The sequence below is a fragment of the Veillonella sp. CHU740 genome, assembly GCF_003992055.1.
Taxonomy (GTDB): Bacteria; Bacillota; Negativicutes; order Veillonellales; family Veillonellaceae; genus F0422.
The window spans coordinates 1-13,663 of sequence record NZ_RQVD01000019.1 but is presented as its reverse complement, the minus strand read 5'-3'; the positions used below and the strand labels follow the sequence as shown (position 1 = coordinate 13,663).

Genomic DNA, 13,663 nt, shown 5'->3' with positions numbered 1-13,663 from the left:
CAACTTTAAAATTCAATGAGCCTAGTATTTAACTAGGCTCATTGCTATTAAAACCAACTCATTTTGTCCTATAACCCTGATTTTACTTCTAAAATTAATAGTACGACTCATTGATTGGTTTAACTAATTGATGAAAAAGCCTAACGATAAGAGGTTCGGACCCTCTACACGTTAGGCATTTCAAACTTACAGATTTTGAGATGAGCCTAACGCCAACCGCACGTTGATGGCTCTTCTTATTTGCAAGTTAAGTATAGCACAGTTTGTTGCAGTATTGCAACGTCTCTTGTTACTCTATGCAATCTTATGGCGATGTCTAAATTAGCATAAATAAGCCCGTAACATACTCCTTCTCAAACTGATCCTACGGTAGGTCGTCTCTGGTTACGTTATGTAGTAATGACGTTCTTAACTGAATAGGATAAAGGGAAGAGCACGACACATTCCGACCCGAACTGATCCTACGGTAGGTTTGCTCCGGAACATGTCGTGCTCTTCTTGTATTTGTGTTATTTAGATAGTAAAGGAACGCCACAAGGCTACTACACGTAACGGCGTTCATCAGGGGAAGGGTGTTTGTGCCGGTCTCGTTTGCAAACTTGGGCGTTGCTTAGTTTGATGTTTTGATGTAGTAAGTTTATATAAACAGTGCGAATAGATTGTGCTATAATAAAAGACAAGAGATAAAAGATAAAAAGGAGTATCTTATGGGATATAAAACAATAAATGGCCTTATGAAACATTTAAGAGTTAATGGAATAGCAATAGCTAATAGTACTCAGAAAAGACAATTAATTAATACCGGATACTTTCATGGATATAAGGGATATCGTTTTTACAAAGATAAAGCAAAGAGGTTACCATTTTCTACATATAAAGAAATTAATGCAACAATCCAGTATGATTCCGATATTAAATCGTTATTGTACAGTAAAATGATGTTTATAGGAACAGCAGTAAAAAATATTGCATTAGAATGTATCTTGGATAGTGCAAGGTCGGAAAGTATTCAAGTGATGTGTGATAAAGTAATAAGTGGATATCATAATGCGCCTATCCAATGCACGACAAAGAATAAAGAAAAATTACAACAGAATAAGCTTAATTTACAAAATTTAATACAAAAGAATCTTGCTAAGGCATATAGCAGTAGAAATCAAAAGATTATGCATTTCTATAATAATGTGAAGTATTCTGATGTGCCTATTTGGGCATTATTTGAAATATTAACTATGGGGGATTTTGGATATTTGCTTTCATGTTTAACATATACTGTAAGAGATGCTATTACCAAAAGAATAGGATTTAATTTAGCAAGTGATACTAATAGAGAATTGCTATATAAGTTTATCTACACACTAAAAGATTTGAGAAATGCAATTGCTCATAATGGTGTTGTATTTGATACAAGATTTAATAATATTAATATAACACCTGCAATGGAAAGTTGTTTAAAGAATGATGTAGGATTACCGTATTTTAATTTAAAAACAATAGGAGATTATATTATCCTTATAAGTTATTATTTAAAATTATTACATGTTTCTAAAACAGAAGTTAAGGCTTTTATACATGAGTTTGAAAAGATTACAGCGAAGTATAAAAAGTCTGTTAATCCGTCAATTTATACAATGGTTGTTCATCCTGACCTACAGAAACGAATGACAATTTTAAAACAATTTATATAATCCTTGCTTTTAGTAGTTAATTGGAGTATAATAATAGGCAATAATTGGGGTATGCGTTCGCGGATGCATGCTTGAAAGAGTCGGCTAAGCTGGCTCTTTTTCTATGTCTGTAAACTTTCACAAAAGAAGTGTATAAAGGGTCTAGTAGTAGGCCCTTATTTTTTATAAAGTTTGAGTGTGTAATATTATTGAGAAGAGGCAGCACAACGCAGTCATCTTGTGAGAACTTTTATATTATAAAAGGGGGATGCTTTATATTCATTTATAATGCTATAATAAAAACACAAGAGTCATTAACGTGTTGTTAGGCTCATCTCTTCCTTAACGGGAGGAGGTGGTTCTATGAAATTTTTTAAGAAATTATCTTTACTGATAAAATTTTTAAAATTGATTATAGATCTTCATCATTTCTTTAACTAGGAATGACAAAGCCTAACGAATAAGGTCTTGTACACCTTAACACGTTAGGCATTATCACATTTACCAATTTGAGATGAGCCTAACGCCTGCGCACGTTGATGGCTCTTCTTATTTGCAAGTTAAGTATAGCACAGTTTGTTGCAGTATTGCAACGTCTCTTGTTACTCTATGCAATCTTATAGCGATGTCTAAATTAGCATAAATAAGCCCGTAACATATTCCTTCTCAAACTGATCCTATGGTAGGTTTGTTCAGGAGCATGTTACGGGCTTTTGTGTTTGCGTGAGTTAGGTAGTTAGGGACGCCACAAGGCTACTACACCTAACGGCGTTCCTCAAGGGGAAGGGCACTTGTGACGATGTCATTTGCAAACTTGCGCTTTGCTTAGTTTGCCGTTCGGCATGGTATTAATTTTGTATAAACAGTACGAATAGATTATGCTATAATAAAAATTATAAGAGTCATTAACGTGATGTTAGGCTTATCTCTTCCTGTAATGGGAGGAGGTGGTTCTATGAAATTTTTTAAAAAGTTATCTGTATTGATAAAACTTTTAAAGTTGATTATAGATCTTTACCATTTCTTTAATTAGAAATGAAAAGCCTAACGAATAAGGTCTGTTACACCTTAACACGTTAGGCAATTTCAATTCATACTTTTTGAGATGAGCCTAACGCCAAGCACACGTTGATGGCTCTTCTTTTTTGTAAGTTAAGTATAGCACAGTTTACTGCAGAATAGCAACGTCTCTTGTTGCTCTAGGCAATCTTGTGGCGATGTCTAAATTAGCATAAATAAGCCCGTAACATACTCTTTCTCAAACTGATCCTACGGTAGGTCGTCTCTTGTTACGTTATGTAGCCTGTGGCGTTTTAACTGAATAGGATAAAGGGAAGAGCACGACACATTCCTCCACAAACTGATCCTACGGTAGGTTTGCTTCGGAACATGTCGTGCTCTTCTTGCACTTATATAATTTGGTCAGTAAAAAACGCCACAAGGCTACTACACCTAACTTCATTCCTCAAGGGAAGGTGCTTGTGATGTATGATGTGCAAACTTGTGCTTTGCTTAGTTTGCTGCTCGGCATGGTAGTAAGTTTATATAAACAGTACGAATAGATTGTGCTATAATAAAAATGCAAGAGCCATTAACGTGCTGTTAGGCTTATCTCTTCCCTAATGGGAGGAGGTGGTACTATGAAAAAGTTTAGAAAAATCGATATCTTGATTTTAATTCTAAAATTAATAGTACGACTCATTGATTGGTTTAACTAATTAATGAAAAAGCCTAACGATAAGAGGTTTGCCCCCTCTACACGTTAGGCATTTCATATTTCACAAGTTTGAGATGAGCCTAACGCCAAGCACACGTTGATGGCTCTTCTTTTTTGTAAGTTAAGTATAGCATAGTTTGTTCTGAAATGCTACTGCAGTTGTTTTATTTAGAGGATAAGAAAGTAGCAAACTATGCCAAGTATTACTGTAGTTCTTTGCCGTAATAAAGCGGTTTATGTAAATTTAATTGAATAAAAGTAAATAGCAAATAACACCATAAAACAATTTATATTCAATCCGTGTAAAGTGGGGGGGGGTAAGGCATTTATTTATCAAAAATGTAGGTTTTATGCGTTGTATAAAGTCTAGCAAACTAGTATAATATATAGTGAATGTGTATACATAAAGATATGGACATATCGATTTAAATTAATCGATTTGAAAATATTACTCTTTTTGTATATTTATTTCAAGATTCAAAAAACATAGAATGATGATACTTCACGAGGCGTGATGTGTGCGCAGATATTCCTGTAATTTACATGCTGATAACTTAGTTTGGATAATGTAATTACACCATTGAAAAGATAGTTTGTATGACAAGTATGTAAATTACGTAATATGACCATGCAATGATTCAGGTGATTTGCGCACAATAAAATCATATACATATGTAGTAGGCAACTATAGTATATATGTGATTTCAGATATATGTAATCGTGAAGGTATATATCCATATCTATGTGTATACATGTTGTTTATTATTACACCATACATAACAGCGGTACCAAGGAGTACGCTGTAACGATAGAGTAGGGTAGTGATGAATGATTTGCTTGTAAAAGCAGAAAGGACAGGGCGAATGGGAAAAAGCTTTGAATTTAAAGAGTGCGAGCGTTTTCTAAAACGTGTGTTAAAAGACAAAGGGATGTACAGCAAGGGGGCAGTTATTGCGTTCTTGATTACTGGTGGTATTGGATTCTTTGCGCCACCGGCAGAGGCGATTATTTATGTGGAAACGGATCTTGATTCAGGTGCTACGGGGGCTTCCAGTTATTATAATGGCAGTGGCAGTATTCATTTACCACGTAGATCTGTAGTATTTGCACCGATTAAGAATGGTGATACATATGGTGATTTAAACCGTACTGCGAAAAACTCCGTTATCATTGGTGCAGGTTCTGTGGCGCATGGTACTGATACGAATGCTAATAATATAGAAGAAAAGTTTACTGTTGTAGGTACTGATGCTCATGTTTTCGGTGCACAAGGTACGGCTCTAGGTAGTAACACATTGGCAGGTAATCAAGCGACGGCTATCGGTAATGACGTGTATGCAGCTGGTGACTCTTCTATTGCCATCGGTAATGATGATATTGCTACAAAATATCGTGACTCTTTGGACATAGCAACCATTAAGGAATTATATGGAGATCCGAATGGTGGAAATAATGCGGCTAAAAAGATCTTCAGAAGTGAGAACTGGGTTTCCTCTGAAAATGATAACAAAGGTAGTAGACCGATTATGCCTTGGGATACATTTGCTTCACGGTATGCACAAACTAAAGATGCAGAGCGTATTTTCAGTCCGACGGTATCGGCAGGTATTGGTTCTATCGCCATTGGTTCTCGTTCTATTTCTGCAAAAGATGGTGCTACAGCGATGGGTACCTTGGCCTATGCTTTAGGCGAGGGTTCTACAGCCATGGGTCTTCGTGCTTATACAGCGAGTAAAGCAGAGGGTGCCGTTGCGATCGGTGAACAAAGTCGGTCCTTCGCAGCCCAATCCTTGGCGGTAGGTAACCGAAATGAATCGACTGATGTTGGTGCCATGTCCTATGGGTATAGTGCGAAAGCAGTAGGTAAAGGTTCTTTGGCATTCGGTTACAAAACCTATGCCAATGCGAGCATTGCAGACAATATCGCCGCCGCAGATGGACATAGTGCAACGAACCCATTGCGTCAAGCAGTGCGTAGCAAATTAGGGAATTATTCAGAAACACAATTGGCGGCACTCGGTGAATACCAAGATGCGGTACGTGCTTACTACAGTGTAGTTTCTAATGCAAATGCTACAGAAACACAACTTGCCACAGCGAAAGCTACTATGGATACAGCAAAATCTAAAGTAGATAATCTTACGCTCACAGATGTGAATAGCATGGAACTTGTCGATGGCGGACAGGTATCGCATCAAAGCTGGAATACAGTGGGTAAAACCATTAAAAAGGTGGTAGACGCCGTTGAAGATGCTAAGTCAAGAACCCCGCTAACAGTTGAAAAACTAGATGGTGTGCATTTAACGATAAAAGATTCGCAGGGGAATGTACAAACCGTACAGAAATCTAAGAGTAGTGGTGACAATGCTATCGCTATCGGTTACTATGCGTCTGCAAAAGGTACATCTGCCATTGCCCAAGGTTCTGGTTCCGTAGTAGATTCCTTGAGTGGTATCGGTATTGGTTCCTTATCCTATGTAAGTGACAACTCTGCCAACTCCATTGCTATCGGTGTAGGGGCACAAGTGCGGAAAGAAAACTCCATTGCTGTTGGTACGCAGTCCCAAGTGTTTGGTGCAGGTGCTATTGGCATGGGTCCTGGTAGCCGTGTTATGGGTGATAACAGTATCGGTATGGGCTATGGTACAGATATCCGCAGCGTATCTTCTGTAGGCTTAGGGGTACGTGCCTTCGTAGGGTATGGTTCCATGAATGCCACTGGATTAGGTGCGAATGTTAATATCGGCACCGATGCGGGTAACTCCGTAGCTCTTGGTAGTAGTGCAAGCATTGGTAATAACTCCTTGAACTCTATGGCGGTAGGTTTTAATGCGAATGTTGCAAATGAAACGCCGAATAGTATTGCCTTTGGTACACGGGCTAGAATTGCAGAAGGTGCTACCAGTTCTTTGGCAGTAGGTGACTCTGCATCAGTTACAAAAGCATCTTCCACAGCATTGGGACGTTTGGCGACAGCAGATTTTGAAAACTCTGTTGCCTTAGGTTACCGTTCTACTACCCATTATTGGGGGAATCCAAATACACGTGAGGCGAGTGCTAGTGCAAATGCATCTGGCAGCAATGTACATGGTTTATCTATCAAACCATACTTACCACAAGGATCTAAGTTAGGTGATAAGCTAGATAAATTAGATGGTGTTACGGCTGGTTATGTATCTGTCGGTGGTTGGGTTGATAAGGCCGGCGCCCAAGTGCGTGGTCTTCGTCGTATCGTCAACGTAGCGCCAGGTGCGTTAGATACTGATGCGGTTACAGTAGCACAGTTACGTGACTGGACTGATAAATCCGCCCATTTCCTTTCCATTGCAGGGGCTTCTAATAAAGAGGCCAAAGATTATCCGGATATCAACGATCCATTAGGCACAAAAAGTAACAATAAAGTTGTTAAAATTAAATCCAACTTCGATAATGATACAGCCACAGGTACCAATGCATTAGCGTTAGGTGTATATGCCTATGCGAATGGTCAAAAATCAGTAGCTATGGGTCCTAATTCTTATGCAAACGTTGACCACGGCGTGGCCATCGGTGATAATGCGCAAGCTTGGAGTGAAGGCAGCAATGGTAATGGTGGCGTGGCTATCGGTAAGGATGCAAAAGCCTATTACTGGAATGCCTTAGCACTGGGTACGAACTCCAACGTAAGTGGTTGGAACTCCTTAGCCATGGGAGCGAATGCACGTGTGGGCGTTGTGAAAACAGTAGATGCTGCAACTGGTAATGTCACTAATGCAGGTACGAGTGTCAATGATGGCGTGGCTATCGGCCGTGCTGCCGAAGTCGATGGAGCTAGCTCTATCGCATTGGGGGCAGCCACAAAGATTACGACAGCTACTAATGCTGTGGCCATTGGTCCTGGTGCAAATGTACTAGCCGGAAAAGATGCTAATAATAATGCGGTACAAGCGACAGGAGCCGTAGCAATAGGTTCTAATGCTAGTATTACTGGATCTCAATATTCTGTAGCCTTGGGTTTGAATTCTTCCGTTGTTCAAGATGATACTAAAGCAAAAACGACAGCTGCTTTCACAGGTGAGGAGATTAATGATCCAGGTAATGGCGTTGTGTCCGTTGGTAATAGTGGCTCTGTAAAACGTCGTATTATCAATGTAGCTAGCGGTGTTAATGATAATGATGCGGTCACTGTGAAACAGTTGAGAGCAGCAGCTCCGAAGTACTATTCTGTGAACACAACGGAAACTGCTAATCGAACTGTCAATGGTGTGGCTGATGTGAAATCTAATATCAATAATGATGGAGCTACAGGTACAGGGGCGCTAGCCGTTGGTTCGTATACGAGCGCTAGTGGAAACTATTCTACAGCCCTAGGTCGTGATGTCATTACTTCGGCTCAATTATCGACTGGTGTTGGTAGTAATGTTATAGTTAGCAATCAACGATCTGTGGGTATTGGTACAGAAGTGCAAGTAACTGGCGAAAGTGCTATCGGTATTGGTTCTAATGGTGGGGCGCCTACCAAGGTACAAGCCGTAGGTGATAATTCAGTGGCGATTGGTACGATTTCTAGAGCCTATGGTAGATCGTCTGTGGCCTTAGGTCGTGATGCAAGTACTGGTTACACCACAACAGAAAACATTCCAAACGCACCGGCAGGTGGTCCTACGACAAAAACTGTCTATAATGGTGCTGTAGACGGTGTTGCTATCGGTAATAGTTCTTATGTGGACAGCAACTATGCCATTGCTATCGGTGGTAATGCAAAGGTACAACGAGATGGAACTAAGGATTCAGAATCCTCTATGGCGATTGGTGCTGGTGCTAAAGTAACGGGTGCTAAATATTCTGTGGCATTGGGCTTGGACTCTACAGTGTCGTCTGGTGATACCGCTACAAAAACGACAGCAGCGTTCAGTGGTGAAAGTAACAATGATCCAGATAATGGCGTTGTGTCTATTGGTGGCAATGGTAAATACCGTCGTATCCTAAACGTTGCAGGCGGTGTGAACGATAACGATGCAGTTAACGTGAAACAGTTGAGAGCAGCTGCATGGGGATTGCAAGTTGAAAATGGTACAGCAGCAGCGACTGATGTGACACCAGATACAACGAGCCATAAAATTAAGTTGAAAGCGGGTAATAATGTAACCTTAGATAATACCAATGGTGTAGTGACTATCAATGCATCTGGTGGTCTTAACTCTATTACAAGCGGTAATGAAGATGTATTAGGGGTAACTACTACTGCTGGAGCAGTGACATTGAGTCCGAAGCTGGCTACTACAATTACAAGTACAGGTGATGATGCGAATAAATTAGTGACAGCTGGCGTTGTGAATACGGCATTAAATGCGAAGGCAAATGTATCTGATCTTGCAGCTAAATTAGATAAAACAGCAGAACTTCATGTAAGAGCAGGAGACTATACTGTAGGAAATAATGGTGAAGTATCCTTAATTCAAGAAGATGCAAGTGGCACGCAAAATAGTGGCAAAGGGTTCAAGATTAAAGGACTTGCTACAAAAGGCGATATTACCAACATCAACACTACATTAGCGGGTAAAGCAGATAAATCCTATGTAGATACTCAAATTGGTACAGTGTCTAATTTAGGTTATAAAGCGAATGGCGGAACTGCTAAGCAAGTGGCTGTTGGTACTGGTCTGAACTTTGTTCAAGGTGATGGTACTGCGACGACAGCAGCGGCAGCAAAAGCTGGCATCGAAATCGTAGCTGGTGACGATGGCAAAGTGACATTTGGTTTAAATGAAGCGACTCGTAATGCTATCGATAATGCAGCGAGCAAAAATTATGTAGATACTCAAATTGGTAATGTAGCGAATAAAAATTTAAGTAATCTAAATGATGCTGGTAAAAATGAAGTTCGTGATTTAGCAGCGAGCGCTGTGAAAGTAGCTCAAGGTAAAAATGTAACAGTCACACCTAAAACAAAAGACCATGTAACAACTTACACAGTAGATGCTATCGATACAACAGTAGCCGCTGGAGAAGGCTTGTCTGTTACAGGTGGAGATACAGTAGATACAGCTACGAATAAACGTAACTACACAGTAGGATTGTCTCAAGCTACAAAAGATACATTAGCGAAAGTACAAAAAGCAGTTGATGCAATTGGTACTAATGGATCTGATGGCCGTGACGGCAAACCTGGTACAGGCGCTAATGCTGGCATGGGCAAAGACGGCTTAACAGCAGCAGATGGCTTGAACGGTAAAGACTTAACTACAAAAGTCAATGCTCTTCGTAACGGCGAAGCTGGTACAGTAGTGTACACTGATGAAAACGGTAACCGTTTAGCAAAAGCTAATGATGGTCAATACTATCCAGCGAATAAAGTTAATGCAGATGGTACAAAAGCTGCTGATGCAGTAGCAGTGGCAAATCCACAAGCTCGTTTAGTGAATCCAGATGGTACAACAACTGGTGGTACAACTAAATTAAGTAATATTGCAGGTGGTGAGATCAAAGCCGGTTCTACCGATGCAATCAACGGTGGTCAATTACATACTGAATTAGCGAAAAAAGCAGATGTAACAGCATTAGACGGTAAAGTAGATAAAGCAGCTGAGTTCCATGTAAAAGCAGACACATATGCTGTTGGTGATGATGGCGTTGTGACTGTAAAACAAGAAGATGGTACAGGCGCAGAAGCTACTGGTAAAGAGTTCAAAATTAGTGGCTTAGCTACGAAAACAGATATTACAACTATCAACACTGCATTAAGTCAAAAAGCAAATGCGGCGGATCCAATTACTTTCACAGGCGACGATGCGCAAGCTGTAACACGTGCATTAGCTACTACTCTAACTGTAAAAGGTGCTACAAACTTCACACCAAGTGCAACAACTCCAGCAACAGAAGCAGGCGTTAACATCCGTGTGGAAAAAGATCCAACTACAAATGCTAACGGCTTAGTGGTGAAACTAGCAGATACTTTGACCAACATGAAAGGTATTTCTGGTAATGGCACAGATCCATTGACAATTAAAAATGGTGACAATGCTGTTATCACAGTGAAACCGGGTGCAGCTGGCGCTAAAGGTGATGTAGACTTCGGTGGATCTAAATTAACAAATGTAGGAGCACCTGGTGCCAATACAGATGCAGCGAATAAGGCATATGTAGATACAAAATTTGGTAACGCAGCGAATAAAGATTTAGATAATCTAAATGATGCTGGTAAAGCGGCAGTAAAAGACTTAGCAGCAGAAGCTGTGAAAGTAGCTCAAGGTAAAAATGTTACAGTCACACCTAAAACAACAGACCATGTAACAACTTACACAGTAGATGCTATCGATACAACAGTAGCAGCTGGAGAAGGCTTGTCTGTTACAGGTGGAGATACAGTGGACACAGCTACGAATAAGCGTAACTATACAGTGGCATTGTCTCAAGATACAAAAGATACATTAGCGAAAGTACAAAAGGCAGTGGATGCTATTGGTACTAATGGATCTGATGGCCGTGACGGCAAACCTGGTACAGGCGCTGATGCTGGCATGGGCAAAGACGGATTAACAAAAGAAGATGGTCTAAACGGTAAAGACTTAACTACAAAAGTGAATGCATTACGTAACGGCGAAGCTGGAACAGTGGTGTACACTGATGAAAACGGTAAACGTGTTGTTAAAGCCAAAGATGGTAAATGGTACTTAGCTGACAAAGTAGGTGCTGATGGTACAAAAGCTGCTGATGCTGCGGAAGTAACAACAGTACAAGCTCGTTTAGTAAATCCAGATGGTACAACAACTGGTGGTACAACTAAGTTAAGCAACATTGCTGATGGCAACATTGCAGCTGGTTCTACAGATGCTATCAACGGTGGTCAATTACATACTAAATTAGCTGAAAAAGCTGACAAATCAGATATTACAACTATCAACAATACATTAGCTGAAAAAGCCAATGCCTCTGACTTGAATACGTTGGCAGAAAAACCGCTTACTTTCAGTGGAGATACTGGAACGAATGCAACTCGTAAATTAGGTGAGACATTAGCTGTAAAAGGTGCGGCAAACTTCACACCAGCAGCAACTGCAACAGCAGGCGTGAATATCCAAGTAGCATCCGACCCTACGAATGGTTTAACTGTGAGCTTAGCAGATACGTTAACTAACATGAAAGGTATCTCTGGTAATGGCACAGATCCATTGACAATTAAAAATGGTGACAATGCTGTTATTACAGTAAAACCGGGTGCAGCTGGCGCTAAAGGTGACGTAGACTTCGGTGGCTCTAAATTAACAAATGTAGGAGCACCTGGTGCCAATACAGATGCAGCGAATAAGTTCTACGTAGATGAAGCGATTAAAGCGGTCAACCAAACAGCAGCTGGTAATGCTAACCTAGGCTATAAAGCCAATGGTGGAACAGCTAAAACAGTAGCAGTAACAACAGGTCTAGACTTTGTTCAAGGCGATGGCACAGCGAATACAGCAGAAAGCGCAAAATCTGGCATCGAAATCGTAGCTGGAGATAGCGGCAAAGTGATCATTGGCTTGTCTAACGATGCGAAAGCAAAATTAGACAAAGTAAATGACATTGCTAAAGCAGTAGGCGCTAACGGTGTAGATGGCCGTGACGGAAAACCTGGTACAGGCGCTGATGCTGGCATGGGCAAAGACGGTTTAACAGCAGCAGATGGCTTGAACGGCAAAGACTTAACTACAAAAGTGAATGCATTACGTAATGGCGAAGCTGGCTCCGTAGTGTACACAGATGAAAACGGCAACCGTGTTGTAAAAGCTAACGATGGCAAATGGTATCCTGCTGGCAAAGTGAATGCAGATGGTACAAAAGCAGCTGATGCTACGGAAGTAACAAAACCACAAGCTCGTTTAGTAAATCCAGATGGTACAACAACTGGCGGTACCACTAAGTTAAGCAATATCGCAGATGGTGAAATCAAAGCTGGCTCTAAAGATGCCATCAACGGTGGTCAATTACATGACGAATTAGCTAAAAAAGCTGATGTAACAGCTTTAGCAGGTAAAGTAGATAAGGCTTCTGAACTTCATGTAAAAGCAGATACATATGCTGTTGGTGATGATGGCGTTGTGACTGTAAAACAAGAAGATGGTACAGGCGCAGAAGCTACTGGTAAAGAGTTCAAGATTAGTGGCTTAGCTACGAAAACAGATATTACAACTATCAACACTGCATTAGGCCAAAAAGCAAATGCAGCGGATCCAATTACTTTCACAGGCGATGATGGACAAAATGTAACACGTGCATTAGGTACTACATTAACTGTAAAAGGTGCTACAAACTTCACACCAAGTGCAACAACTCCAGCAACAGAAGCAGGCGTGAATATCCGTGTAGAAAAAGACACTACTACAAATGCTAACGGCTTAGTGGTGAAATTAGCAGATACCTTAACTAACATGAAAGGTATCTCTGGTAATGGCACAGATCCATTGACAATTAAAAATGGTGACAATGCTGTTATCACGGTGAAACCGGGTGCAGCTGGCGCTAAAGGTGACGTAGATTTCGGTGGCTCTAAATTAACGAATATTGGCACACCAGGTGCTAATACAGATGCAGCGAATAAGGCATATGTAGATACAAAATTTGGTAACGCAGCGAATAAAGATTTAGATAATCTAAATGATGCTGGTAAAGCGGCAGTAAAAGACTTAGCAGCAGAAGCTGTGAAAGTAGCTCAAGGTAAAAATGTTACAGTCACACCTAAAACAACAGACCATGTAACAACTTACACAGTAGATGCTATCGATACAACAGTAGCAGCTGGAGAAGGCTTGTCTGTTTCAGGCGGAGATACAGTAGATACAGCTACGAATAAACGTAACTACACAGTAGGATTGTCGCAAGATACAAAAGATACATTAGCGAAAGTACAAAAAGCAGTTGATGCAATTGGTACTAATGGATCTGATGGCCGTGATGGTAAACCTGGTACAGGCGCTAATGCTGGCATGGGCAAAGACGGCTTAACAGCAGCAGATGGCTTGAACGGTAAAGACTTAACTACAAAAGTAAATGCTCTTCGTAACGGCGAAGCTGGTACAGTAGTGTATACAGATGAAAACGGTAACCGTGTTGTAAAAGCTAACGATGGCAAATGGTATCCTGCTGGCAAAGTCAATGCAGATGGTACAAAAGCAGCTGATGCTGTGGAAGTAACAAAACCACAAGCTCGTTTAGTAAACCCAGATGGTACAACAACTGGCGGTACCACTAAGTTAAGCAATATCGCAGATGGTGAAATCAAAGCTGGCTCTAAAGATGCCATCAACGGTGGTCAATTACATGA

2 protein-coding genes are annotated in these 13,663 nt (G+C 40.5%); both read left to right on the top strand.

Annotated features, from left to right (window positions below; translation table 11 throughout):
- The first annotated feature begins 707 nt into the window (after nt 1-707).
- A complete protein-coding gene (locus EO115_RS08250) occupies nt 708-1,688 on the top strand; it encodes an Abi family protein (RefSeq protein WP_126938470.1) in 981 nt (326 codons plus the stop codon).
- A gap of 2,520 nt (nt 1,689-4,208) precedes the next feature.
- A partial coding sequence (locus EO115_RS08245) for a hypothetical protein (RefSeq protein WP_164724094.1) occupies nt 4,209-13,663 on the top strand: 9,455 nt, incomplete at its 3' end.